Here is a 23,767-nt window from a genome sequence, read left to right as displayed (position 1 = left end):
TGAGTCGTTATATGCATCGTAAGACAACATGCCTAGACTCCAGACTTAAGTTTAGAGTTGTAATGAGATAAAACTAACGTTATCTTCTGATCATAATACCTCATCTGTTGTAAGTTTTAATAAAGGAACTGATATGGCCAGGGTCCAAGCGTATGCCAGCGATGAAGTGGCTGAAAAAATTAATGCAATTGTAGAAAAGCGTAAGGCTGAAGGGGCGAAAGATAAAGATGTCAGTTTTTCAAGTGTTGCCTCAATGCTTCTTGAATTAGGGTTGCGAGTTTATGAGGCACAAATGGAACGAAAGGAATCTGGTTTCAATCAAGCTGAGTTCAATAAAATGTTACTTGAAAATGTGATAAAAACCCAGTTTTCTATTTCTAAAGTTTTGGCTATGGAATCGCTCAGTCCGCATATACAGGGTGACGAGCGCTTTGATTTCAAATCAATGGTTATGAACATAAGAGATGATGCCAAAGAAGTGGTAGAAAGATTCTTTCCTGATACCGATGATGAGGAAAGCTAAATAATCAGAGGGGGTAAGAATAATAAACTAAATAATAATAAATTAAAGCGGAATGATCTGCTGTTTTATAGTGACAGGGAAGTGGACTACATTTATCATAGTTTGAGAGGCTGAGGTCTCACAAAATTTGAGAATCGCTGATGTGAAGGGGGCGAACCCTTCACATCAGCTGTCCATAGTATCCTGTATTGGAGGCTCCTATGTGTGCGACGGATCGTAGTCAAAATACTGTATGCAGTCAAACTGTATCCATTCAATACTTGGTCGAAATGCTTAACATTTCATCGAGTCCTTCCTTCATTCGTAATAATCTGGGTGAGTTAGTTCACACAAGCCCTCTTTTCGATAAACTTTTTTTTACAAACAACGATCGAAACTCGTGGTTTTCATCCATCTCTGTTGATGTCGGGGTGGAATTAGTTAAAACGGAAATCAGAGCTCTGACAGGTGGGTCTGCTTGCCTTGTTCAAAACGTTCAGATAAATGATCAAAGATGGACTGTATTTATTGAGCGTATTTCTTTAAAAGAGGAGCTATTCAGTAAATGGGTATTTATACAAGATGGGGATGTTCTTCATGATCGTTCAGGAAGATATGCTACATTTGCACTAAAAATGAATAAGTACATTGAAAGTAAGTATGGAGCGCCCAATTCAGATTGGGCAGTTTTTAACTTATATGCTATTGGTTGTTCTCATTCCACTATCTCTAAAATTACTGGTGTGCAAGAACAAACTTCAAAAAATGTAGTAAATAAGATCAAGAAAGACCTGCAGTTTTCTGACAGAGACCACCTTATTATTTCGTCAATTTATTCGTTAAGTTACTCCAGAATTATTCATAATGTAATAGATATACTAAAAAACAGTGTTAATGGTTTGTTATTTTAAAAGTACGTTTCGTACTCTTAAAATGTAAATATAATTTACTCAAAAAGTCTCCTTTATTGATTTACTTTTAACCTTGTCAATGTAAACTTTCTTAATGTTTATTAACGTAGGTTTAGGAGGGCGATTGGAAAAGGCGGTTAGGAGTAACGCGCGACCTGCGCCAGGGAAAAATGTGCTTCTGAGACTGGATGAAGAGACAAACCGTCGACTGATCAAAGCAAAAGACAGAAGCCGAAGAAGTAAAACGGCTGAAGCTTATTTACGATTAAAAGATCATCTGGAAAGGTTTCCCGATTTTTATAGTTCAGACATAAATAATCCAGGAGGTAAATAGACAGGAAATATCAAACTGTGTGAGTGTACATATATGCTTTTGATCTAATCATTCTTTTTAAAGGAAATAAATATGAATGCTGTATTAAGTGTTCAGGGGAATGCTTTCTCTGAAGAAACCAAACCATCTTTTCTGTCTCGTGTTTTCAACAAAAAGTCAGCCCTGAAAGTGACCAAGGCTGTACTGCCGGTTGCTGCTCTGGCGGCGTTCTTCCCGGATGCTGCGATGGCCACCACCACCGCAACCGATCTGATGAAATCCGGTGATACTACCGTTAAAGGTACCTTCGGTAAGTCGTCCAGCGTGGTCAAATGGGTTGTTCTGGCAGAAGTTATCGCGGGCGGCATCATGTATATGATGACCAAAAACGTGAAGTTCCTGTTCGGCTTCGCCATCATCTCTACCTTCATTACCATCGGTATGTCGGTCGCCGGTTACTAACAGGATATTCGTGATGACGGGAGACGAATTAAAGAAATACCGTTTCCCGGAAACACTGACTAACCAGTCCCGCTGGTTTGGTTTATATCTCGATGAACTTATCCCGGCCGTGATTTGTCTCGGCTGGGGTTTCTGGACCAGCAAGTTCATATTTGGTATGGCTGCAGCGGCACTGGTTTTCTGGGGTATCAAAAAACTAAAAAAAGGGCGGGGCAGTTCCTGGTTACGCGATCTTATTTACTGGTATCTGCCGACTTCCCTTCTTAAAGGTTTTTTTCATGATGTTCCGGACTCCTGTTTCCGGCAGTGGATTAAATAGAGCAGCGAGGAAATAGCATATGGAACATGGCGCCCGACTCAGTACCACGCGCGTCATTGCGCTGGGATATATCTGTCTGGGGACAGTTACGACGCTCAGTCTGACCACCAACATTATTCAGGGTATCAATAATTATCGCCTGCAGACGGAACAGAAAGTGGCGGTTACTCCGATGTTATTTGGTGCACCTTTTGCGGTGTCGCAGAATCAGTCGGATGCCTCTTATCTTGAACAGCTGGGCCTGAGTTTTATTGCGTTACGCCTTAACGTCACACCGGAAACGGTCGATGCCCAGCATGCGCAGTTGCTGAGATATGTATTCCCGGGGTCGCAGAACGAACTCAAGGTTCAGCTGGCTGAAGATGCGAAACGAATTAAAGACAACAACGTCAACGCCACCTTCTATATGACGTCCGTCCGCTCATATCCGGCAGAGAACCGTGTGGATTTCCGGGGAGAACTGAAAACCTGGATCGGCGACTCCGCACCCTATACCGAAATTAAACACTATGTCCTCCAGTTTTATCGTACTGACGGCATCAGCTGGCTGGCCCGCTTCGGAGAAATAAATAATGAAAAAAATTAATCCGTTATTTATTTCCGGTTGTCTTTTTTTTATGGCGCCTGCCATGTCCGTCACAATGAGCGGCACGCTGGCACCGACGGTCGTGCCACTGGCGAATGGCGGACAGGCCAATATTGCCGTGAGCAATACTGACCCGAACCTGTTCACCGTACCCGGCGATCGTATCATCGCCATCAACAGCCTGGATGGCGGCCTGACTAACCAGGAACAGACTGACAGCGGTGGCGCCATTCTGGCCACGGTCAGTAAGAAACCGTTCACGTTTATTGTGGAAACCGAGCGTGGCCTGAATTTTTCCATCCGGGCCGTACCACGTGCCGGTGTGGGCCGGACTATCCAGCTGGTCTCTGAGCTTGTCGGTACACCTGGGCCCGCCAAATCGTGGGAGGAGTCCAGCCCGTATGAAAGTATCCTGGTGTCCCTGAACCGTGCCGTTCGCCAGGGAAGCATGCCCGAGGATTACCAGGCTGTACCGGTGACGTCAGAAACGCTGCAGGTGCCTGCGGGTCTGCGCGCAACAGCGGAAAAGGTCTGGACCGGCCATCATCTGAAAGTGGTCCGTTACAGCCTGGATAATGTCACGTTGTCATCCCGTATGGTACGCGAAAGCGACTTCTGGCAACCGGGCACCCGCGCCGTCATGCTCAGCAGTCCTGCCGGTCAGCTGACTGGCGGTGGCCGTATGCAGGTCTGGGTCACCACATCTGAGGGGGCCCGCTGATGGCGAATTTCAACTCGTTGATTAAACGCAAGCAGTACCTCTGGCTGGGTCTCATTCTGGTCGGTGGCGCGGGGGCTGTGGCCGGTGGGCTGTATCTTTCTGACCTGAACCTGAGCTCTGATGAAGAGGCCCCTGTACAGGGTGAACCCGCCCCGGATATGACCGGTGTTGTCGACAGCAGCTTCAACAGCAAAGTGGAGCAGCATGCGACCACAGAAATGCAGGCGACCGCCGCTGAACTGAACAAGCGCTTTGCATCCCTGCAGGGAGAAGTCGACCTGCTGAGCAAGGCCCGTACTGCGGATCAGGTTCGTCTCGACAAACTCGGTAGTGAGAATGCGGCCATGCAGGAGCAACTGAGAGCGCTGGGGGTTAAACCCGCTGTCTCAGGCGGCGAGCCGGCTCCGGTACCGCCGTCTCCTGCACCGGGTCCGGAAGGGGAGCCTCAGCCCGCAAATTATCCGCCGCAGACTGCCGGAGCCGTACCACCGCCGACGGCATATTATCCGGGTAATGGCGCGGTGCCGCCTCCACAGGTCAGTTACCAGTCGGTGCCGGTACCGAACCAGATCCAGCGTAAAACCTTCAGCTATGACCGCGGCAAGAAAACGAAGTCACTTCCGTACATTCCGTCGGGGAGTTTTGCTAAAAGCCTTCTCATTGAAGGAGCGGATGCGAATGCGTCCGTCACCGGTAATGAATCCACCTCACCGATGCAGGTTCGCCTTATCGGACGCGTGGAAATGCCTAATAACAAAACCTATGACCTCACCGGTTGCTTTGTCGGGCTGGAAGCCTGGGGTGACGTCTCGAGTGAGCGTGCCATCGTCCGTACCCGGAATATCAGCTGCATCAAGGGGGATAAAACCATCGACCAGCCGATTAATGGTCACGTGTCCTTTATGGGCAAGAACGGCGTGAAAGGGGAAGTGGTGATGCGTAACGGCAAAATCCTCGGCTGGGCCTGGGGGGCAGGTTTTGTTGACGGGATTGGTCAGGGGATGGAGCGGGCTTCACAGCCGTCCGTTGGTCTCGGAGCAACGGCGACGGTCGGCGCCGGCGACGTCCTGAAAATGGGGATTGGCGGCGGGGCTTCTAAAGCTGCGCAGACCCTCAGTGAGTACTACATCAAACGCGCCGAGCAGTATCACCCGGTCATTCCTATCGGTGCGGGCAACGAAGTTACCGTGGTGTTCCAGGATGGTTTTCAGCTGAAAACCATTGAAGAGCTGGAAGCGGAGAAGAACGGTCAGCAGGCGCAAAACCAGGCGCAACCCGAACAACCCGAGAACAGGTCGCAGCAATCCGGCGGGAACCTGAATGGCTTTAATACCGATGAGATGCTGAAGAAACTGGGCAAACTTGATCCGCGTGAGTTTTCTCCGGGTACAGCGTCTCAGGGGGAAAACAATGGTTAAGTCTGTCCTGAGCTTCATTCTGTCATCGCTGCGCTGGATTAACTGGCTGATTCAGTATGCGGTGGTATATCCGCTGGCCATGATGATGTTGCTGATTGTCGCGGTGTTCTGGACCGGGAAAGTCACACCCGGGCAGATGCTGGTGAATACCATCGAATCGGTGCAGCGAGAGGGATATGTCATCAAGGACTGCACGGGGCCTGCTTCGCGCGGTGAACTTAATGCTGATGCGGTCAAGCCATTACTGCCTCCTGTTTTACAGGAAGACTGCACCACTGACAGCACGGATGCGGCAGGATACGCGGCAGATATCGATGAGGTTTACACCAAAATGATCCTCTCGCTCTGGCTGCTGATGGCTGTCGTGTTTACCGGAAGCGCTGTGGTCTTTGATCGGACACCTGCCTGCAGAGCCGATGCTACATGGGTGAGGGATGCGAGGGGGAGTGTCTTCCCCGGATGCAGACCCGGTAAAGGTGCGATATCCCCGTTACTGGCCGGATATCAGAAACGCGGTGGGGCCACCGTGGTTTATGAACCATCAGCCAGATTTAGCAAGGAAGATAAGAATGAAATTAAAGAGAAATAATCCGTTTCCTGCCGAAACGCGTAATGCCGTTACAGTCGGAGAGCCAGGTTCTGGAAAAAAGGCATTTTCATCAGAACTGATTTTTGCACGGTCTGATGTCAGTCAACTGAAACAGATACCGGGGAAAGGAACGGCCGAGGCTATTTTTGCAAATGCAAAATATAAATTTATTTTCAAACATAACTGATTAACGACGGGAAATATCATGAAGGAATTAATGCTGTTAATTCCTCTGGGCAGCGCTTTGCTCTTAACCGGGTGTGCGGGCACAGAGTCAGATTTTGAATGTAATGCCACAACCTCAGATACCTGTATGACGATGGAGCAGGCTAATGAGAAAGCGAAAGCCCGGGAGGAAAGCGCCTCCGCAAAGCCGGCTGCGGCCGGGTTGCCACGACTGGCTGACGGAAATTTCAGAACGTCGTCGCCAAATTCATACCCGCTGCCGCCGCAACCAGTTATTAATTCTGGGCGTAATACTGCTCCAACTGTAACGGTGAGCAATAAATCCGGGTTCCTGGATACGGTACCGGTCAATCATGATGACGTCCTGAGAACCCGGACCGTTCCGGTAAATATCAGGCCGGTTAGTGTCAGTACATATACCTCTCCTTCTACGGTACCCGGCAATTATCCCCGGCCATTAAGGAAAGGGGAGCAGACCGCGTCGTTATGGGTTGCGCCGTATGTCGATTCAGATGACGTGTATCACCAGCCGACAACGGTCGTATTTGTGGTAACGCCATCGGCATGGGGGCAACCTCGTATTAATTAATTACCAGCGCCATTAATGGTGCTGTGAAAATTTTTATTTCTGGTTTTAAAACGAGTGCCCTGTGCGTTGAAAGGGATGGGCGGTAGCGTGTTTAGAGGATGGGGGAATGACTGAAATAACTCAGCATGTCGGGTTAATTCTTCGGGGGTTACAGCTATATTTTTATGGCGTCAATCTGGGATGGTTAGCGGGGGGATTTTTAGCTCTCTTCGTTACAGCAGGTATCCTTGCTGCGTCAGTATCCTGTATAGCTTGCGCAGCAATCTTTGCTCTCCCGAAGAAGCATCATATTCATTCTGGCATCATAAAAATTTTTCTGGGGAGCGCGCTGGCCGCAATAGCGGGTATCGTCGGAACAGGGGTTGTCATGTTTGTCACTGTGTCAAATAGGGAGCTGGAAGCGGGAAGGTACTGGAAAACAGAATGCAAACTGATGGAAGTAAACATTCAGACGGGGATATTTTCAGAACCGGTCAATAAACTGGATTGTGCCGGCGTTATCATTAATGTACGGACCCGAACATATAATCGCTATATCCTGGAATGGCAATCTTATGAGAATGATAAAAACAATGTGATGAATTAAATATCCAGCGTTGATGTTGCATAAAATTCGATGTCTATATCTCTACGTAAATGCGATTTTAAATGGAATAAGAGGCGGTTATGGGAAGTGACAAATTGTTTATAGTGAGTGGGGTTTTAGTCAGTGCAATAATGCTTTTCTCTTTCATTCTCAAAAACAGTCAACCTGATGTGGAGAGTCTGATTAAGTCAGGGAGATACTGGAAGGCAACGTGTGTATTAAAAGAAGTAAATATCCCGGCTGGGTTCTTTCATGGTGAAATGAACCGCCTTGATTGCGAGGGGGTTGTCACGAACGTGAGTACCAAAAAATATAACCAGGCTACCTCGGCGTATCAGGATAGTTTGCGAAACAAAGTACGTTAGCCATTCGAAAAAAACATAAATCGTCTTAAATGTGGCGTGACTCTTGTTAATGCAGAGAAGAACAAATACGGCAGAGCTATAGCCGCTTATAACCTGTCTTTAAAAAAGGATTAAATATGCATGCCGTTATTTTTCTGGTGATGATTATAAATCCTGGTGTCCACAGCAGCTGGACCATTACACCCATGCCCAATACTGATGTATGCCTGAAAATGCTAAAAGACATTGAAGCCAGGGGAGGGCGTGGGGGGGGATACAATACCGGAGAGTGTATTGAAATCAAAACCAGCGAACCTTTGAGCAGTGCGATGGAAACACTGAAAGGAGGCGGACAATGAGAGCCTTTTATCTTGAGGGTAGTAATATTACCTGGCTTAACGTGCTGTGCATTCTTTTTTTTGTTATCGGTGTTGTCGGTGCGCTGGCCATGTTTGTTATCCGTGATAAATTTAATCTGCGAGTCTGCAGAGCTAATCTATTTTTCTTTAGTGCGCTTATGGCAGTGGTTTCGTTAGCCATGCTTATCGTCTTCACCAGTGAGTCATTCTCGATGGATGAGCTGGAATCCGGGAGACACTGGAAAAACGATTGTCAGCTCCTGGAGGTAAACATCCAGACAGGTTCCTTTACGTCGCCGGTTAATAAACTGGACTGTGCCGGTATCATCATTAATGTGCCGAGGCTTCAGTATGATGAGTATATTCACCAGTGGGAATTGTATAAGGATAAAAATAAATGAAAGAGATTTTTTTGAAATTTATTCTTTGCAAGAAAATAGAAAGGCAAGAATTGAAGTTTCTTAACCTGAAATATGTTTTTTTTGCAACTCTTCTTTTCTTTGCGACAGCTGGATATCTTTTTTTGCAGTATGAAGAGTTTCTTGATATGCAGTCCGCCACTCCTGAACAACTGCAAAGTATTATTCATGACACACCTTGTGCAGGTGATGCGTTACGGATAGCTCTTCAAACTAACACTGGCAGTTCGTCAGAGTCATTAACTTTTGGTGACGCAAAAAAAATGGCCTCAGAATGCAAGGATAAAGAAGAGTTTAACGCAGTTCGTGAAAAGCAACTTAACGCTCTGAACGATATGAGCAAATGATAAGGGGATGGATATGATGGTGTTTTTAAAAAGATATGGATTTTTATTTATTCCACCTGTCTATTGGTTCATCTATCTGGGCGCCAGACTGACATACAATGGACTGGCAGGGGAGTTTACTCCTGAGTTTTTTCAGAGTATCCGTCACGATGGTGTGTTTATTATTTGTGGTTTGTTGGCTTTTTATTTTTGTTGCTTGAGGATTGAGGTCAGTGATGGGGAACTCTCAGGGGTACTCTTTTTATGTATTATTTCTTTTCATGTGATCTCGTTAGTTATTACCCTTATTTTTTGTTTATGGCAAGGGGCGATTTTGTGGAATGTTATTTGTGCCTGGCAAATCGGCACCTCCATGTTGTTACTATTTTTTATCCCTGTGCTTACCTTTTATTACGGTAATTAAATAGATGATCCTGATATTTCAGCGATGATTTGATTTATTTTTTAGATGGATAATTAACCCCTCATTAAGGAACGCTCGCATGAGTAATAACCTGATGGATACTGTCGCTCAGGCCGTGAATTCGCTTGTCTCTGCGCTAAAACTACCCGACGAATCCGCTAAAGCCAACGACATGCTGGGGAGCATGAATTTCCCGCAGTTCAGTCGGGTTCTTCCTTATAAGGATTATGACTCGGCGACCGGACTGTTTATCAATACCAAAACCGTTGGCTGGCTGTTTGAAGCCCGACCTTTGCCCGGTGCCAACGCGCATATCGTGTCATCCCTGGAAAATCTGCTGAGAACCAAACTGCCCCGTAACGTCCCGGTGACTATCAATCTGGTGTCGAGCAAGCTGGTCGGGGACGATATTGAGTATGGCCTGCGTGAATTCAGCTGGAGCGGTAAACAGGCTGAAAAATTTAATGCCATCACCCGGGCCTACTATCTCCGGGCGGCAGAAACACAGTTTTCTCTTCCTCCCGGAATGGATTTACCGCTGACGCTGCGTAACTACCGCGTATTCATCTCCTGCTGTGTCCCCAGGAAGAAAAACTCGAAAGCACAAATCGTTGAGCTGGAGAACCAGATAAAAATCATCAGGGCCTCCCTGCAGGGAGCACAGATCCCGACTCGGGTTCTGAATGCACAGGGCCTGGTCGACATGGTGCGTGAGCAGGTCAACCCTGATCCGGGTGAAATGTACCGTAAACCGTACAAGCTGGACCCGTATCAGGACCTCAATTATCAGTGTGTGGAAGACAGTTTCGACATGCAGGTCACCGCAAACCACCTGAAAATTGGCCTGCTGGACCGTGAAGGGAAAGAAAAGACGACCCGTGTTACCAGCTATCATTTGGCCCGTGATCCTGAAATTGCCTTTCTCTGGACCAGTGCCGATAACTACGCCAACCTGCTGAATCCGGAGCTGTCAATCTCCTGCCCGTTTGTCATCACGCTGACCCTGATGGTGGAAGATCAGGTGAAAACCCAGAATGAAGCAAACCTGAAGTATCTCGACCTGGAGAAGAAAAGCAAAACCTCCTATTCGAAGTATTTCCCGTCCGTGGAGAAGGAGGTCCAGGAGTGGGGGGATATCCGCCAGCGTCTGGCGACCAATCAGTCCTCTCTGGTGTCCTATTTTTTTAATATTACCGCTTATACGGCTGACAACGCGGAAGCCTCTCTGGCCACCGAGCAGGAAATACTGAACAGCTACCGGAAAGGAGGCTTTGAGCTGCTGCCTGCCCGTTACCACCATCTTCGAAATTATCTGGCTATGCTGCCCTTCAAATCCGGTGAGGGGCTGTTCAAAGAGCTCCAGGCAGCAGGCGTCGTCAAGCGGGCAGAAACCTTTAATGTGGCTAATCTGTTGCCGGTTGTTGCCGACAGTCCGTTAGCACCTGCCGGATTACTGGCGCCCACCTATCGCAACCAGCTGGCATTCATCGACCTGTTCTATGAGGGGATGAATAACACCAATTTCAACATGGCTGTCTGCGGGACCTCGGGTGCGGGTAAAACGGGGCTTATCCAGCCGTTGATCCGTAGCGTGCTCGACTCCGGGGGATTTGCCTGGGTGTTCGACATGGGGGATGGCTATAAGTCGCTGTGTGAAAATATGGGCGGGGTCTACCTGGACGGCGACTCGCTGAAATTCAACCCGTTTGCCAACATTCTCGATGACGCCAATTTTGACCTGTCCGCAGAGCGTATCCGCGACCAGATGTCCGTAATGGCGAGTCCCAACGGAAACCTGGATGAGGTGCATGAAGGTCTGCTGCTGCAGGCCGTGCAGGCAGCCTGGCTGAGTAAGCGCAATAAGGCCCGTATCGATGATGTGGTCGATTTTCTCAAAACCGCGAAAGAGAGTCATGAATATGCCGAGTCGCCGACCATCCGCAGCCGCCTGGACGAGATGATTATCCTGCTCGATCAGTACACGGTTAACGGGATTTACGGTGACTACTTCAACTCTGATGAGCCGTCATTGCATGATGATGCCCGGATGGTGGTACTCGAACTCGGTGGGCTTGAATCCCGTCCGTCTCTGCTGGTTGCGGTGATGTTCTCGCTCATCATCTATATCGAGAACCGGATGTACCAGTCGCCGCGCAGCCTGAAAAAACTGAACGTCATTGATGAAGGCTGGCGACTGCTGGATTTCAAAAATGAAAAAGTCGGGACCTTTATCGAAAAGGGATACCGCACAGCACGCCGGCATCTCGGCTCTTACATCACTATCACCCAGAATATCGTGGACTTTGACTCGCCCACGGCCTCCAGTGCGGCGCGGGCCGCGTGGGGGAACTCTTCCTACAAGGCCATTCTCAAGCAATCGGCAAAAGAGTTTGCCAAATACAACCAGCTGTACCCTGACCAGTTTACCCCGATGCAGCGGGACATGATTAACAGCTTTGGCTCCGCGAAGGACCAGTGGTTTTCCTCCTTCATGCTGCAGGTGGAAGCGCACACCTCCTGGCACCGTCTGTTCGTCGATCCACTCAGCCGGGCAATGTACTCCTCGAGCGGCGGCGATTTTGAGTACATCAAAGGCCGTAAAAGAGAGGGAGTTAACATTCACGATGCGGTGTATGAACTGGCCTCCCGCAACTTTCCTGCAGAAATGGCAGAGCTGGAATCCCGGATCGCCCGTGACAACATAAGGAGTGCAGCCTGATGGGAAATACCACCGAACAACAGACCAGAACGACGTTCTTCACTTTTCGCCGGAGTCTGGTCCTTACCGTCCTGGTGAGCCTGGTCCTGGCGATAAATGTCGGTATAACGCACCTTATGCTGACCCACACCACGCCTCGTGTGGTCGCCTTTGATATGAAGAAAACACTGGACAGCTTCATGGACAGCGTCAGTCAGAAGCAGCTGTCAGAGGCGCAGTCAAAAGCGCTCTCAGACCGCTTTAATGAAGCGCTGGAGCAGAGCCTGGCCGACTATCAGAAAAAGAATGGTGTCCTGATCCTGGTTTCACCGGCCGTGGTTCAGGGCGCACCCGATGTGACCCTGAAAATCCAGACCGACATTGCCAGCCGAATGAAGGGAGCGCGGGAATGAAACACACCGGTATTGCCTTGTTGGCGTTCTGCCTGATTTCAACGCGTGTGCCGGCAGCTGACCTGGGAACCTGGGGTGATCTATGGCCGGTGCAGGAGCAGGACATGTTGACGCTAATTACTCAGCGTCTCGAGGCGCTACAAAAGTCGGGGAAATGGGACCAGGAAATGGAGGCTTTCAAGGGACGCGTGATAGAGCACAGCCAGAGACCGGCGCCGGTTGAGGGGATAGGGAAAGCGGATAAGTATGCGCAGCGCTGGTTCGACCCCAGTATCCGGCTGACTGAGGACCTGAAAGATCACAACGGGCGGGTGTTCGCGCGTAAAGGCGACGTACTGAATCCGCTGAAAACAGTCCCCTTTATGCAGACGCTGTACTTTATCGACGGTGACGATCCGGACCAGGTCGCCTGGATGAAACGGCAGGTCCCCGACACCCTGATAAGTAAAATTATTCTGGTGAAAGGGAGTGTACCGGATACGTCAGTGGCGCTCGATGCCCGAATTTACTTTGACCAGAACGGTGTGCTCAGCAAACGCTTTGGCCTGACGGCAGTACCCACCAGGATCACACCGGCGCCCTCAGGCGAACGGCTGAACATCGAGACGTTCCCCGCTCATCAATAAGGATATTGACGTGAAACCTTTACTTCTTTTCTTCACCGCCGTGCTGTTGTGGGTGCAAAGTCTGAATGCTCTTGCCGACCCGTCCTGCGAAGGCCGCTTTGTTAACCCGATTTCCGATGTGTGCTGGCAATGCATTTTCCCGATGTCTATCGGCAGTGCCTCTGTGGCGGCCGGTGGCGGCCCGGATACGGTGAATCCGGGCAGCCCTATTCAAACCTGCCCCATGCCTCCGCCCATTTTTTACCGTATTGGGATGGCGATCGGTTACTGGGAGCCAATGGCCATGACGGATGTCAGCCGCTCTCCGGGGTGCATGGTGAATATGGGCGGGTTTAGCCTGAACCTGGGGAAGACCGGGATGGGAACCGCGAAAAAGGACGATAAGCAGGTCAACGGGGCCTTCTATCACGTGCACTGGTACAAATATCCGCTGACCAGTTGGCTCAGCATTATCACGTCGGCTGGGTGCCTGCAGGGTGGAGATATGGACATCGCCTACCTCTCTGAAATTGATCCAACCTGGGTAGACAGCAGCCTGACCACCATTCTGAACCCCGAGGCCATTTTGTTTGCGAACCCGATCGCTCAGGGAGCCTGTGCTGCCGATGCCATTGCCAGCGCATTCAACAAACCGCTGGACATCCTCTTCTGGTGTGCCGGCTCTCAGGGCTCGATGTACCCCTTCAGTGGCTGGGTCAGTAACGAGTCCAGCCCGCTCCAGTCGTCAGTACTGCTGAGTGAACGCATGGCCTACAAGCTCCACCGTCAGGGGCAGATCCTGGAAACCGTGGGGGCCGATGTCGCGGTGTGTTACGAGTACCCGTCACCGATTATTCCGAAGGAGCGCTGGCGGTACCAGATGGTGAATATGTATCCCGACAGCGCGCAGTGCCACCCCCTCGGCAGGACAGTGATGCGCTGGGAAGCCGGGAAAAACCCGCCGGTGACCCGAAAGAACTTCGGGTATCTGATGTGGCGAAAACGTAACTGTGTCTACTGAAAGGAGTCTACTGTGAAATTACTGAACATACTGACGGTGATGCTGTTACTGACCCGCACTTTCGCCGCGGCAGCGGGCGCAGTCTCGTCAGATCCGATGGAGGCAGATCGTAAGTGGCTTAAACAGCAGGAGGATTTCAGTGAGCAGTTGCGCCGGCATCCGGATAAGGCGTTACAGCAGGAGCTTGAAGCACAAATCAGCCGTAACCCGCTGGCCCGCTCGGATCAGCAGTTCATCGATAATCTGGCCAGTCAGCAGCGGGAGTCGACCCGGGATAAACCAACGGAAGGTGCTGTGTATTTCATCTCCTTCTCAATACCAGATGAAGGGTTGAAACGGATGCTGCATGAAACCCACCGCTACGGTATTCCCGCTACGCTCCGGGGGCTCGTCAATAACGACATGAAAGCGACCACTGATGCGGTGATGGGGCTGGTTAAGGCGGGGATTACCGAAGGTGTGCAAATCGACCCTACGCTCTATTCACAGTACAACATCCGCAGCGTACCCGCGCTGGTTGTGCGCTGCAAAGCCGGTTTCGACGTCATACAAGGCAATATCCGCCTGAAGCAGGCCCTGGAGAAGGTCGTTGATAAAGGGGATTGTGCAGAGACAGCCCGAAAACTCCTGGGAGGTGCCTGATGAGATCACTCCCCCTGCTCCTGATGCTGCATATGTTTGTGCTCGGGACATTTATCTGGTTTACCGTTCCAGCCTGTGCTGACAGCACGTCCGATTACAAAGCGGGCGCTGATTATGCGAAGCAGATACAGGGAAGCGGAACTGACGCGCTGAAGAACTTCAACGGTGCTGACACACTACCAGGATATACCAGCAAACCGGCGCAGACGAAGTACTACGGCGGTGTCTCTGCCAGTGGTGACAGTAACCTGAAAAGTGACTCTGCAGCCGAATGGGCCAGCAGTGACGTGGGGAACAGCATCACGGAGTCATTTACTAACCGTCCCCCGGACAGCATATCAGCTGACGCACCGTTCATTCAGGCGGCCAAAGAGACCGAATCCAGAGCAGATTCGATCGTGGGAAATACCGGTCAGGCCTGTACAGCAGAAGTGGTTAATCGCAGTGAGTTCACGAACCATACATGTGAGCGGGATTTGCAGGTAGAAAACTTCTGCACGCGGGAGGCAACGCTGAAAGACAACGCCACGACGCAAAAGGTGAATCGCACGTACCAGCAGGCCGTCCCGCTAACCTTCACCCGGAACAGCAACCGATGGGACGGAAAACTGACGATCCCGACAACAGGTCGCCTGTTAAGTGTTTCCGTTGATGGTGAACCCCTGCCCGTTCCCTGGATTTATGAGTGTGACAGCGAAGGAAAAGTAAAAGATAGCTGCAAGAGTGCTGTCAGCGAAAAACTCAGCCTCTTTGATAAAACATTCCCCATCGACGTGATGACCTGGCCAAATACGGTAACGACGTGCTCCGGTGGTCAGAATACGCACTGTACTGACCATTACTACGATGGTACCGGGAAGATACATCAGGCATTCAGCATGGATCGGAATGTTGTGGCCGGACAGACATTTGCGGTTTTGAAAACTTCCAAAACCCTCCCGTCAGTGAATGTTAAGTCCCTCCAGGTGACGGTCATACTGGTCATGGAGGAGACAGAAACGGTTTTTGCACCCGAGCTGGTCTGGGTTGAAAGTTGTCCGTTCAGTAAAGACGAGGGCACGAAGACCGGATCAGAGTGCATCAGCCCTGGCGGGACGAAAACCCTCAACCTGGGCGGGAAAGAGTACGCCTTTACGGAAGCCTGCTGGAAATACAAAGACACCTGGTTGACTCAACCTGCGGATAACGGCTCCTGTGAAAAACTGATGAGTAATGCGGCCTGTACGTTGTCATCACGCCAGTGTGCATTCAGCGCGGAGGACGGGACCTGTCTACATGAGTATGCCACGTTCTCCTGCGAAACCCGGACCAGCGGAAAACAGATGGTTTGTGGTGGCGATGTGTTCTGCCTCGATGGCGAGTGCGATAAAGCGGTCAGCGGAACGAACAACGACTTTGGACAGGCGGTTTCTGAGCTTGCGGCGCTGGCAGCGGCAGGGAAGGATGTTGCAGAACTGAACGGCGTTGATGTGAAAGCGTTCACCGGTAAGGCGAAGTACTGCAAAAAATTTGCGGCCGGATTCAGTAACTGCTGCAAAGACAGCGGGTGGGGGCAGGACGTTGGCCTGGCACGCTGTAGCAGCGAAGAGAAAGCGCTGGCCAAAGCCAAAACGAACAAGCTGACGGTCAGTATCGGGGAGTTTTGTTCGAAGAAGGTGCTGGGGATCTGCCTGGAGAAGAAGCGCAGTTACTGTCAGTTTGACTCAAAGCTGGCTCAGATCGTTCAGGAGCAGGGCCGCAACGGACAGCTGCATATTAGTTTCGGGGGTGCCAGCAGCCCGAACTGCCGGGGGATCACGATGGCTGAACTCCAGGGCATTAACTTTAACCGGCTGGACTTTGCGAACTTTATGGAGGATTTAATGAATAACCAAAAAATCCCGGATAATGCGGAACTGACAGAGAAAACAAAACAGCGAATTAAAGAACTTCTCACGCAGTCATCATCCAAATAAAAAAGGAAAGCAAACATGAAAACACATGGCCTTTTTAATAAGTACAGTAAAGTGAAAGTGCTATACCCGTTTATCCTGGTCTTTATCACATTAAGTGCGATGTCGTGGCTGAGCACCGGCGCGATGCCGACGTTAAAACCCGTCGTACTCTTTATTATTATCCTGGCGACTCCGCTGCTGATGGCTATGCTGGCCATGACACGCGGGGCACTGATGTTTTTCCTGGGCGCGCTGGTCACACAGGTTACCGTCGCCATGCTGGTCACGTTGTTTACCGCGCACAACTTGTCCGCGGCTGCCGGATTTGGTGCCGCTTCTGTTGTCATCTACGTCCTCATCACGGGGTTCGGTGATGAAAAGGCCGATGCCGGTAAGGAGGATAAAAGTGATAGTTAGCTTTGCTAAACATCCTGGCGTGGACTTCTGTGTAAGGTTGCTGCTGACAGCCGTTATTATTTTCCCCGTGGTTTACTTTTCCTGGGATGCGGTTATCGGGACAACGGCCAGTGATTATATTGCGAGTGTCATTTTTATTCTTGTTACAGGGTTTATCTGGTTTTTGCTTTATCTGTTTTTTTCGGCCTTTGAGAGGCTGTTAAAAAAAGAAAATGGTGTGAAATGAAAAAGAAATCTTGGTCTGGAAAACTAAAGGTTCGGTACAGAATTGCGGGGTTAATTATCGTGATTGTACTGTTGATGACCACCATAGCCAGGTTGTTTACGGGTGATAATTCTTTCGTTATTGTCCCATCTCTTTTCTTTATTATTTTGCTCAATATTATAGCCAGACGGCTTTTACCCTGAGAGAGAGGCGCTTTATTCCTCAGCAAATAAAACAGGAGAATTCATGGAAGAGAAAAAAGCGTACGGTCTGGTTATGACGTTTGTCGCTGTGTTTGTCGTTTTTCTGGTCAGCGTCATGTCTTACAGCTTGTGGCGTGATAAACAGATTAATGCGTTTCTGGCCACCAACCGGGCCTGGGGTATTCAGTGTGACAGGAGCTCGCAGGCTGCGTGGGTTATCAGGAACGGCGAGCGTACGGCATTAGCAATGAATAATCTGACACTCTACTGCCACGGTTTCCAGTTTCAGGGACGCACTGACCCGGAAACGAAAACAGTCAGCCTCGATAAATACAGCGTTTATCAACATATTTCGCGCCAGCCGAATTAATTAAGTCATAAAGGTATTCATTATGGGAAAACTACATGCCGCCATACTGGCGGGGTGCCTTTGTTGCACCCTGATGCCGGCCTGGGCGAAAGATGCGGGCTGGCAGTGGTACAACGAGAAGCTGAAAAGACCGGACCCGGACCCGGAGACGCGAGCCACGCCACCGCCACCACCGGCAAAGCAGGACATCCTGGAGAAGCTGGCGCAGCTGCAGGCGGCCACAAAGCGCTCGCTTTACGAGGCTATTCTTTACCCCTCATCTGATAATTTCGTGAAGTATTTTCGGCTGCAGAACTACTGGACGCAGCAGGCTGGCCTGTTCTCGATGAGCGCGAAGAAGGCCATGCTGGAAAACCCGGAGCTCGATTACAACCTGCAGTACAGCCACTACAACGGCACGGTGAAGAATCAGCTGGCTGCCGACTACGCCGAACAGCGTAAAGCCATCTCCGGTCTGGCGCAGCACTATGGCGTGATGTTCTTCTACCGCGGACGGGAGGCGATCGATGGCCAGCTGGTCCAGGTCATCAAAAACTTCCGTGAGACCTACGGACTGAGCGTGATACCGGTCTCGGTCGATGGCGTCATCAACCCCATGCTGCCCGACAGCCGGACGGACCAGGGGCAGGCGCAACAGCTTGGTGTGAAGTTCTTCCCCGCGATGATGCTGGTCAACCCGAAAAGCGGTCAGGTGAAACCCCTCAGTTACGGCTTTATCAGTCAGGACGACCTGGCGAAACAGTTCCTCTATGTCTCCAGCGACTTTAAACCCAATTTTTAAGGAGTATGTCATGCGAAAGATTCGATTCCCCGATTTGGATATTACGGGAATGTGGGTGCTGGCGGTTGGCGTGTTTTTCCACCTGATAGCCCGGCTCGTCAGAAAACAGCCTGAGATGGCGGTTCAGGTCGGAGAGATCCTGGGACTGGGGATGGTGATATTTGGTGGATACCGAATTCTGAATGCCCTGATTGCTGAAGCTGAAAAACAGGAGAAGGCCCGTGAAAAGCAACCTGAAGACAATTAAGACGGGTATCACAACAGCTGCTTTGCTGCTGACACTTTCTCCCGTGACCTGGGCCGGGACGCTCGATGAAGTAAAATCCCTCTGGGACCCACAGGGTATAACAGGCACGGCGCCGGCTTCATCTTCTGGCATGCCCGCCGCCGTGAAGCCGGTCTCTCAGGCCCGCTGGTACCGGCTCAGCAACGGCAAACAGGTCAATCTCAGCGACTGGAAAGTGGTGTTGTTTATGCAGGGGCACTGCCCGTACTGCCATAAGTTTGACCCGGTGCTGAAGCAGTTGTCCGGACAATACGGATTCTCGGTGTTCTCTTATACGATCGACGGACAGGGGGACGAGGCGTTCCCTGAAGCCCTGCCGGTACCTCCCGAGGTGATGCAGACTTTTTTCCCGAATATCCCGGTGGCTACCCCGACCACGTTTCTGGTGAATGTGAATACGCTGGCGGCCTATCCGATTCTGCAGGGCGCCACCGATGCGCAGGGGTTTATGGCCAGAATGGATACGGTATTTCAGATGATGGGGGCACCTGATAATGGATAGTCTCAACAAAATATATTCTTCGTTACCCGTACTGGAAAGAAATAAACGCCTGAAGCTATCACGGCAAAAGAGATTCGATGTTTATTATTGTCTCGCTTTTATGTTTGGTTTTTCCGGATTGTGCCTGTGGTGGGGAAGCCATGCGTATTTCGGTTTATTGTCTGACCTGTTAACCCCGCCGGAAAAACTGGGGACGGCAAAGAACGTAATGGATATTTTGAATGCCCTGATGTATTTCGTGCCCTTTATTCTTTTTTCACTTTCCATTGGTTGTCTGGCAACGGCTTTGCTGGGAGTACTGATGGCTGAACTGGCTTTCTGGTTTGAGTATGCCTTTGAAAAAAGCTTCCAGCGATATTTAAACCGCGTCCACGGACGGAAAAATAAAATGAAAGAAGGAGGGCCTCATGCTCATTCGTAAACCATTATCAGTGCTTTGCGGGATGTTGCTGGGGATGTCATTTACGGCGGCCGCAGATGTTAACGGCGACATGAACAACTTCTTCAATAAGCTCGGGTTTGCCTCCAATACGTCTCAGCCACAAGTCTGGCAGGGGCAGGCGGCAGGTTACGCTTCCGGCGGTTCGCTGTATGCAAGGACGCAGGTGAAAACCATCCAACTGGTCAGCATGACCCTGCCGGATATTAACGCTGGCTGCGGTGGTATCGATGCGTATCTGGGCTCGTTCTCCTTTATCAACAGCGAGCAGATACAGCGATTCGGCAAACAAATTATGAGTAATTCCGTTGGTTACTTTTTTGATCTGGCACTGCAGACGACTGTTCCTGAGATTAAAACCGCGAAAGATTTTCTGCAGAAGATGGCCAGCGACATCAACAGCATGAACCTCAGTTCCTGCCAGGCCGCACAGGGCATTGTGGGCGGTCTGTTTCCTCGCACTCAGGTGGCGCAGCAGAAAGTCTGCCAGGACATCGCCGGCGAGAGCAACATCTTCTCGGACTGGGCTGCTTCTCGGCAGGGCTGTTCGGTGGGCGGGCAGATGGACAAGGTACAGGACAAAGCCAGCGACAAGGACAAGGAGCGGGTCATGAAGAACATCAATGTCATGTGGAATGCCCTGTCAAAAAATCGCCTCTTTGATGGCAACAAGGAATTGAAAGAGTTTGTGATGACACTGACCGGCACGCTTATTTTTGGCGAAAACAGTGAAATTACGCCGCTGCCGGCACGCACTACGGACCAGGACCTGATTAAGGCAATGATGGAGGGCGGGACAGCCAGGATTTACCACTGCAATGATTCGGATAAGTGCCTCAAGGTTGTCGCCGACGCCACGGTCACCATCGCTGCAAACAAGGCGCTCAAGAACCAGATCTCCACCCTTCTGAGTAGTATCCAGAATAAGGCTGTGGCGGATGAAAAACTCACGGAGCAGGAGAAAGGGTTTATCTCCAGCACCACCATCCCGGTATTCAAATACCTGGTCGACCCGCAGATGCTGGGAGTATCTAACACGCTTATCTACCAGCTGACGGATTATATCGGCTACGACATTCTGCTGCAGTACATCCAGGAGCTGATCCAGCAGGCCCGCGCAATGGTCGCAACCGGGAATTATCCCCAGTCGACAATGGATATGATCCTCGAAAACCTGAACCAGGCCAGTGTGCAGATTGCCGCCTTCCAGCAACGTGTTCAGGTCCAGCAGGACGCGTTACTGGTTGTTGACCGGCAGATGAGTTACATGCGTCAGCAGGTCTCTGCCCGCATGATGACCCGCTACCAGAATAACTATCACTTCGGAGGAAGCCTCTGATGCTGGAAATCTACACGATAGCCGGCGGCGACTGGTTTCGGGGAAACCTGAATGCCATTGCTGCTTTTATGAGTACCGGTACCTGGTCTTCCATCGAGAAAATGTGTATCGCCTTTTCCGTGCTGATTGTCGCCAGCAGTTGGGTGAAAAAGCATAACATCATGGATTTGGTTGGTTGGGTGTTTGCCCTGACGCTGGTCTCGATGCTAGTCGTCATTCGTAAACCTGTGCAGATTATCGATTACAGCAATGTCTCTCAGGTCTATCAGGTCGACAACGTCCCGATAGGTCTGGCTATTCCCGCGTCACTCACCACGCGTGTCGGGAACGCCCTGATACAGGGCTATGAGATGATTTTCTCGCTGCCCGACAGCGTGACATACAGCAAGACGGGGATGTTGTTTGGCAGTAATCTGGTGGCAAAAAGTACCGACTTTATCTCTCAGAACCCGGAGATTACCACTCTGTTCTCCGACTATGTGCAGAACTGCGTGATGGGCGATATTTTCCTGAACCATAAATACTCGTTTGAAGAACTACTGAACTCCCCAGATCCGTACACCATTATTTTTTCAAATCCCAGCCCGCTGCGCGGGGTGTTTGATAAAAACAATCAGTTCAGGACCTGCCAGGAAGCCTCACGGGATTTGAAGGCAGCTCTGGCGCTGGATACCCAGACTGGCGGGAAAACCTGGAGCTACTACGTTCGTCAACTGTTTGGTGGAAAACCTAATCCGGACGTACTGTTCAGCCAGATGATCGGTGATTCCTATAACTACTTCTACAGCTCCGGGCAGAGTGCGGGACAGATTATCCGTCAGAACGTCACCATGAATGCCCTTCGCAGCGGTATACAGAGCTATGCGGCCCGCAGCGGGGATACGGCCAGCCTGGTCAACATTGCTAACACCTCTTCGCTGGAAAAGCAGCGCCTGGCCCAGGCGACTATGGGACACCAGGCGTTACGCTCCCTGCCGATGATGCAGACGGTAGTGATGGGAATTATGATTGGTCTGTTTCCAATCATGGTGATGGCCGCCATGTTCAACATGATGACGATGCAGGTGCTGAAAGGGTACATTTATGCCCTGATGTGGCTGCAGTCATGGCCCCTGCTGTATGCCATTTTGAACAGTGCGATGGCTTATTATGCAAAACAGAATGGCGTACCAGTGGTGTTGTCCGAGCTCTCTCAGCTCCAACTGAAGAACTCAGATATTGCCACGACCGCGGGCTACATCTCCATGATGATCCCTCCGTTAACCTGGGCGATGATCAAAAGCATGGGAGCGGGCTTCTCCAGCGCGTACAGCCATTTTGCTTCGTCAGGCCTCAGCTCGACGTCGCAGGCCTCTTCCAGCGTGGTTGACGGGAATTACTCGTTCTCAAATATGCAGACGGATAATGTCAGCGGAAACAGCTGGAACACCAACAGCAACACAGCCTTTGGGCAGATGTCCCGGCAACTGGGGAACGGTGGCATGGGTACGCAGACTCGGGATGGGTCGATGGTCTGGGACAGCAGTGGAGCGATGTCAAAACTGCCCGTGGACATTAATGTTGGCCGGCAGATAGCCAGTGCACAGCAGCAGATGGCAAGAGAGTCGGACGTGCAGGCGCAAAGCTCACTGCAGGGCTATAACAGCAGCGTAACGAGCGCCTGGAACAGCCTGAAGCAGTTTGGCACAAATATGGGGACCAGCGCGTCAACCACCACCGGGGCCGATAATACTGAGTCGTCACAAGACACGATGGCTAAGAGTAAAATGTGGAACGCGGTTGTTTCAAATGCAAAAGCCAACAACATCAGTAATGAACAGTCATTCCAGAACCTGATGGATGAAACATCAAGAGGCTCAATAACGGGTGAGGCTTACGGTGGGGCGAAATGGAGCTCAGGAGATCAACTTGCCGGAAAATTTGGGAAACTGTTAACTGGCGCTAGTGTTGAAGGCGGGGTGAAAGTTGCTGCAAGCGGCACCGGGAGTACGGGTTCAACAGATACTGTTGGGCAATCTGGTCGACATTCAGTAGATACCCGACACGATACCAGTAGTCAGGCGGCAAAAGATTTTAAAGAAGGGTCTGATTATATTACCAGCCATAAAACCAGCACTTCAGGTAATACAACAGATAATAATGCTAGCTCCCGCGTGGACCAGTTCTCTGCGTCACTTTCCAGTGCGAAAAACAGCTATGACCAATATACAAACAGCCGTACACGTAGCCATGAATTCAGTGAAATGGCGTCACGTACCGAAAGCATGAGCGGGCAGATGAGTGAGAATCTGACGCAGCAGTTTGCAAACTTTGTCCAACAGCGCTCTCCGCAAAACGCGGAAGCTATCCTCACAAATACCAGTTCGCCGGAAGTGGCAGCACAACGAGAATCGCTGGCCCGTGAATTTGTTAAAGCACAGGTAGAGCCTAAAGTTGATGGCTCTTATCAGGAGGCGAGAGGAAGTATTGGTCAAGGAATGCCTAATGTGTCAGGAGGCGGAGGCGCGGCTTCCGTAGAGGCCGATTATAGCCAGCACAGCGGCAGTATTGATGGAATGACGCACGACGCCGGCATTAAGGATAATGTGGGTCAGACGGTGGGTACGATGGTCTCTCAAAACAAACAGGCACACCAAGAAAGTCGCCAGGAGATACAGCAGCAGGGTGGTGAGGTCAAGAAACAGCAGACCGATCTGGAAAGTCATCATAAAACAGAGGGAAATAATTTTACCGAGCGATATAATAAGGAAACAGACAGTCAGGTAAATAACCCTTTAAGCCATACGACTGAGAGGTTTAAGCAGAAAGCAGAGGAAGCAACAAAAAAGATGGATGAAAAATTACCGTGAATGGACCTG

The 23,767-nt window shown here is 50.4% G+C and carries 31 protein-coding genes; all 31 read left to right on the top strand.

Translation table 11 applies throughout. From position 1 onward, the window contains the following. The first annotated feature begins 133 nt into the window (after positions 1-133). The 31 genes from traM to traG all read left to right on the top strand — a co-directional run bounded on the left by traM (position 134) and on the right by traG (position 23,758). A complete protein-coding gene (traM, locus tag GRPL_RS00220; protein WP_032700831.1) occupies positions 134-523 on the top strand; it encodes a conjugal transfer relaxosome DNA-binding protein TraM in 390 nt (129 codons plus the stop codon). Between the two features lie 200 nt (positions 524-723). Next, complete coding sequence (locus GRPL_RS27405; RefSeq protein WP_072010712.1) at positions 724-1,413, top strand: hypothetical protein; 690 nt, start codon at positions 724-726, stop codon at positions 1,411-1,413. 178 nt (positions 1,414-1,591) lie between these two features. After that, positions 1,592-1,747, top strand: coding sequence for a TraY domain-containing protein (locus GRPL_RS27400; RefSeq protein ID WP_227502495.1), 156 nt, complete (start codon positions 1,592-1,594; stop codon positions 1,745-1,747). 72 nt (positions 1,748-1,819) lie between these two features. Next, positions 1,820-2,188 carry a type IV conjugative transfer system pilin TraA gene (traA, locus tag GRPL_RS00225; protein WP_032700830.1) on the top strand — a complete coding sequence of 123 codons (369 nt, stop codon included), beginning with the start codon at positions 1,820-1,822 and terminating at the stop codon, positions 2,186-2,188. Positions 2,189-2,201: 13 nt separating this feature from the next. After that, positions 2,202-2,507: a type IV conjugative transfer system protein TraL gene (gene traL / locus GRPL_RS00230; protein WP_020323523.1), complete on the top strand. Its 306-nt coding sequence runs from the start codon at positions 2,202-2,204 to the stop codon at positions 2,505-2,507. A 19-nt stretch (positions 2,508-2,526) separates the two neighbouring features. Beyond that, positions 2,527-3,093, top strand: a complete 567-nt coding sequence (traE, locus tag GRPL_RS00235; RefSeq protein WP_032700829.1) for a type IV conjugative transfer system protein TraE — start codon at positions 2,527-2,529, stop codon at positions 3,091-3,093. Continuing rightward, positions 3,080-3,814 (top strand): type-F conjugative transfer system secretin TraK, encoded by a 735-nt coding sequence (gene traK, locus GRPL_RS00240; protein WP_032700828.1) that lies wholly within the window; start codon positions 3,080-3,082, stop codon positions 3,812-3,814. The genes traE and traK overlap by 14 nt, the downstream gene beginning before the upstream one ends. After that, on the top strand, positions 3,814-5,232 hold the full coding sequence (traB, locus tag GRPL_RS00245) for an F-type conjugal transfer pilus assembly protein TraB (RefSeq protein WP_032700827.1): 1,419 nt from the start codon (positions 3,814-3,816) through the stop codon (positions 5,230-5,232). The genes traK and traB overlap by 1 nt, the downstream gene beginning before the upstream one ends. Beyond that, the gene (locus GRPL_RS0126195; protein ID WP_155274649.1) at positions 5,225-5,821 is read left to right on the top strand and encodes a conjugal transfer protein TraP; all 597 of its coding nucleotides are present in this window, start codon (positions 5,225-5,227) and stop codon (positions 5,819-5,821) included. Before traB ends, GRPL_RS0126195 begins: the two co-directional genes overlap by 8 nt. Continuing rightward, positions 5,802-6,008, top strand: coding sequence for a hypothetical protein (locus GRPL_RS00250; protein ID WP_032700826.1), 207 nt, complete (start codon positions 5,802-5,804; stop codon positions 6,006-6,008). Before GRPL_RS0126195 ends, GRPL_RS00250 begins: the two co-directional genes overlap by 20 nt. A gap of 18 nt (positions 6,009-6,026) precedes the next feature. Next, positions 6,027-6,596, top strand: a complete 570-nt coding sequence (gene traV / locus GRPL_RS27395; protein WP_071887221.1) for a type IV conjugative transfer system lipoprotein TraV — start codon at positions 6,027-6,029, stop codon at positions 6,594-6,596. Positions 6,597-6,702: 106 nt separating this feature from the next. Then, entirely contained in the window at positions 6,703-7,182 is a 480-nt protein-coding gene (locus GRPL_RS28395; protein ID WP_227538792.1) for a hypothetical protein, read from the top strand. A 481-nt stretch (positions 7,183-7,663) separates the two neighbouring features. After that, the gene (locus GRPL_RS0126180) at positions 7,664-7,885 is read left to right on the top strand and encodes a hypothetical protein (protein ID WP_032700824.1); all 222 of its coding nucleotides are present in this window, start codon (positions 7,664-7,666) and stop codon (positions 7,883-7,885) included. Continuing rightward, positions 7,882-8,286, top strand: a complete 405-nt coding sequence (locus GRPL_RS28140) for a hypothetical protein (protein ID WP_032700823.1) — start codon at positions 7,882-7,884, stop codon at positions 8,284-8,286. Before GRPL_RS0126180 ends, GRPL_RS28140 begins: the two co-directional genes overlap by 4 nt. Further along, positions 8,283-8,651 (top strand): hypothetical protein, encoded by a 369-nt coding sequence (locus tag GRPL_RS00260; RefSeq protein ID WP_032700822.1) that lies wholly within the window; start codon positions 8,283-8,285, stop codon positions 8,649-8,651. Before GRPL_RS28140 ends, GRPL_RS00260 begins: the two co-directional genes overlap by 4 nt. 13 nt (positions 8,652-8,664) lie before the next feature. After that, positions 8,665-9,054, top strand: coding sequence for a hypothetical protein (locus tag GRPL_RS00265; protein ID WP_032700821.1), 390 nt, complete (start codon positions 8,665-8,667; stop codon positions 9,052-9,054). Between the two features lie 79 nt (positions 9,055-9,133). Continuing rightward, entirely contained in the window at positions 9,134-11,773 is a 2,640-nt protein-coding gene (traC, locus tag GRPL_RS00270) for a type IV secretion system protein TraC (protein WP_032700820.1), read from the top strand. Then, the gene (gene trbI / locus GRPL_RS00275) at positions 11,773-12,165 is read left to right on the top strand and encodes a type-F conjugative transfer system protein TrbI (protein ID WP_032700819.1); all 393 of its coding nucleotides are present in this window, start codon (positions 11,773-11,775) and stop codon (positions 12,163-12,165) included. The genes traC and trbI overlap by 1 nt, the downstream gene beginning before the upstream one ends. Next, positions 12,162-12,791, top strand: a complete 630-nt coding sequence (traW, locus tag GRPL_RS00280; RefSeq protein WP_032700818.1) for a type-F conjugative transfer system protein TraW — start codon at positions 12,162-12,164, stop codon at positions 12,789-12,791. Before trbI ends, traW begins: the two co-directional genes overlap by 4 nt. A 40-nt stretch (positions 12,792-12,831) precedes the next feature. Continuing rightward, a complete protein-coding gene (gene traU, locus GRPL_RS00285; protein ID WP_032700864.1) occupies positions 12,832-13,791 on the top strand; it encodes a conjugal transfer pilus assembly protein TraU in 960 nt (319 codons plus the stop codon). Positions 13,792-13,803: 12 nt separating this feature from the next. Beyond that, the gene (trbC, locus tag GRPL_RS00290) at positions 13,804-14,433 is read left to right on the top strand and encodes a type-F conjugative transfer system pilin assembly protein TrbC (protein WP_032700817.1); all 630 of its coding nucleotides are present in this window, start codon (positions 13,804-13,806) and stop codon (positions 14,431-14,433) included. After that, positions 14,433-16,388, top strand: coding sequence for a type-F conjugative transfer system mating-pair stabilization protein TraN (traN, locus tag GRPL_RS00295; RefSeq protein WP_032700816.1), 1,956 nt, complete (start codon positions 14,433-14,435; stop codon positions 16,386-16,388). Before trbC ends, traN begins: the two co-directional genes overlap by 1 nt. Positions 16,389-16,403: 15 nt before the next feature. Continuing rightward, the gene (locus GRPL_RS00300; RefSeq protein WP_032700815.1) at positions 16,404-16,784 is read left to right on the top strand and encodes a hypothetical protein; all 381 of its coding nucleotides are present in this window, start codon (positions 16,404-16,406) and stop codon (positions 16,782-16,784) included. Continuing rightward, complete coding sequence (trbE, locus tag GRPL_RS0126175) at positions 16,774-17,010, top strand: conjugal transfer protein TrbE (RefSeq protein WP_032700814.1); 237 nt, start codon at positions 16,774-16,776, stop codon at positions 17,008-17,010. Before GRPL_RS00300 ends, trbE begins: the two co-directional genes overlap by 11 nt. Before the next feature lie 225 nt (positions 17,011-17,235). Then, on the top strand, positions 17,236-17,562 hold the full coding sequence (locus GRPL_RS00305; RefSeq protein ID WP_032700812.1) for a hypothetical protein: 327 nt from the start codon (positions 17,236-17,238) through the stop codon (positions 17,560-17,562). A gap of 22 nt (positions 17,563-17,584) precedes the next feature. Continuing rightward, entirely contained in the window at positions 17,585-18,343 is a 759-nt protein-coding gene (gene traF, locus GRPL_RS00310) for a type-F conjugative transfer system pilin assembly protein TraF (RefSeq protein ID WP_032700811.1), read from the top strand. Between the two features lie 10 nt (positions 18,344-18,353). Beyond that, entirely contained in the window at positions 18,354-18,590 is a 237-nt protein-coding gene (gene traQ / locus GRPL_RS00315; RefSeq protein ID WP_032700810.1) for a type-F conjugative transfer system pilin chaperone TraQ, read from the top strand. Further along, positions 18,565-19,131, top strand: coding sequence for a type-F conjugative transfer system pilin assembly thiol-disulfide isomerase TrbB (gene trbB, locus GRPL_RS00320; protein ID WP_032700809.1), 567 nt, complete (start codon positions 18,565-18,567; stop codon positions 19,129-19,131). Before traQ ends, trbB begins: the two co-directional genes overlap by 26 nt. Further along, a complete protein-coding gene (locus GRPL_RS0126165; protein WP_032700808.1) occupies positions 19,124-19,552 on the top strand; it encodes a conjugal transfer protein TrbF in 429 nt (142 codons plus the stop codon). Before trbB ends, GRPL_RS0126165 begins: the two co-directional genes overlap by 8 nt. Further along, complete coding sequence (gene traH / locus GRPL_RS00325) at positions 19,539-20,909, top strand: conjugal transfer pilus assembly protein TraH (RefSeq protein WP_032700807.1); 1,371 nt, start codon at positions 19,539-19,541, stop codon at positions 20,907-20,909. The genes GRPL_RS0126165 and traH overlap by 14 nt, the downstream gene beginning before the upstream one ends. Beyond that, complete coding sequence (gene traG, locus GRPL_RS00330; protein WP_032700806.1) at positions 20,909-23,758, top strand: conjugal transfer mating-pair stabilization protein TraG; 2,850 nt, start codon at positions 20,909-20,911, stop codon at positions 23,756-23,758. Before traH ends, traG begins: the two co-directional genes overlap by 1 nt. Positions 23,759-23,767 lie beyond the last annotated feature (9 nt).

This window comes from Klebsiella planticola ATCC 33531 (assembly GCF_000735435.1).
In the GTDB taxonomy this organism is placed as follows: Bacteria; Pseudomonadota; Gammaproteobacteria; order Enterobacterales; family Enterobacteriaceae; genus Klebsiella; species Klebsiella planticola.
Note: the sequence above shows the minus strand (reverse complement) of the source record. Positions and strands in the feature narration are given on the sequence as shown.

Coding starts and splice junctions, on each gene's coding strand:
- traM (WP_032700831.1), top strand. CDS start 134: ATGGCCAGGGTCCAAGCGTATGCCAGCGATGAAGTGGCTGAAAAAATT.
- GRPL_RS27405 (WP_072010712.1), top strand. CDS start 724: ATGTGTGCGACGGATCGTAGTCAAAATACTGTATGCAGTCAAACTGTA.
- traA (WP_032700830.1), top strand. CDS start 1,820: ATGAATGCTGTATTAAGTGTTCAGGGGAATGCTTTCTCTGAAGAAACC.
- traL (WP_020323523.1), top strand. CDS start 2,202: ATGACGGGAGACGAATTAAAGAAATACCGTTTCCCGGAAACACTGACT.
- traE (WP_032700829.1), top strand. CDS start 2,527: ATGGAACATGGCGCCCGACTCAGTACCACGCGCGTCATTGCGCTGGGA.
- traK (WP_032700828.1), top strand. CDS start 3,080: ATGAAAAAAATTAATCCGTTATTTATTTCCGGTTGTCTTTTTTTTATG.
- traB (WP_032700827.1), top strand. CDS start 3,814: ATGGCGAATTTCAACTCGTTGATTAAACGCAAGCAGTACCTCTGGCTG.
- GRPL_RS0126195 (WP_155274649.1), top strand. CDS start 5,225: ATGGTTAAGTCTGTCCTGAGCTTCATTCTGTCATCGCTGCGCTGGATT.
- GRPL_RS00250 (WP_032700826.1), top strand. CDS start 5,802: ATGAAATTAAAGAGAAATAATCCGTTTCCTGCCGAAACGCGTAATGCC.
- traV (WP_071887221.1), top strand. CDS start 6,027: ATGAAGGAATTAATGCTGTTAATTCCTCTGGGCAGCGCTTTGCTCTTA.
- GRPL_RS28395 (WP_227538792.1), top strand. CDS start 6,703: ATGACTGAAATAACTCAGCATGTCGGGTTAATTCTTCGGGGGTTACAG.
- GRPL_RS0126180 (WP_032700824.1), top strand. CDS start 7,664: ATGCATGCCGTTATTTTTCTGGTGATGATTATAAATCCTGGTGTCCAC.
- GRPL_RS28140 (WP_032700823.1), top strand. CDS start 7,882: ATGAGAGCCTTTTATCTTGAGGGTAGTAATATTACCTGGCTTAACGTG.
- GRPL_RS00260 (WP_032700822.1), top strand. CDS start 8,283: ATGAAAGAGATTTTTTTGAAATTTATTCTTTGCAAGAAAATAGAAAGG.
- GRPL_RS00265 (WP_032700821.1), top strand. CDS start 8,665: ATGATGGTGTTTTTAAAAAGATATGGATTTTTATTTATTCCACCTGTC.
- traC (WP_032700820.1), top strand. CDS start 9,134: ATGAGTAATAACCTGATGGATACTGTCGCTCAGGCCGTGAATTCGCTT.
- trbI (WP_032700819.1), top strand. CDS start 11,773: ATGGGAAATACCACCGAACAACAGACCAGAACGACGTTCTTCACTTTT.
- traW (WP_032700818.1), top strand. CDS start 12,162: ATGAAACACACCGGTATTGCCTTGTTGGCGTTCTGCCTGATTTCAACG.
- traN (WP_032700816.1), top strand. CDS start 14,433: ATGAGATCACTCCCCCTGCTCCTGATGCTGCATATGTTTGTGCTCGGG.
- GRPL_RS00300 (WP_032700815.1), top strand. CDS start 16,404: ATGAAAACACATGGCCTTTTTAATAAGTACAGTAAAGTGAAAGTGCTA.
- GRPL_RS00305 (WP_032700812.1), top strand. CDS start 17,236: ATGGAAGAGAAAAAAGCGTACGGTCTGGTTATGACGTTTGTCGCTGTG.
- traF (WP_032700811.1), top strand. CDS start 17,585: ATGGGAAAACTACATGCCGCCATACTGGCGGGGTGCCTTTGTTGCACC.
- traQ (WP_032700810.1), top strand. CDS start 18,354: ATGCGAAAGATTCGATTCCCCGATTTGGATATTACGGGAATGTGGGTG.
- GRPL_RS0126165 (WP_032700808.1), top strand. CDS start 19,124: ATGGATAGTCTCAACAAAATATATTCTTCGTTACCCGTACTGGAAAGA.
- traH (WP_032700807.1), top strand. CDS start 19,539: ATGCTCATTCGTAAACCATTATCAGTGCTTTGCGGGATGTTGCTGGGG.
- traG (WP_032700806.1), top strand. CDS start 20,909: ATGCTGGAAATCTACACGATAGCCGGCGGCGACTGGTTTCGGGGAAAC.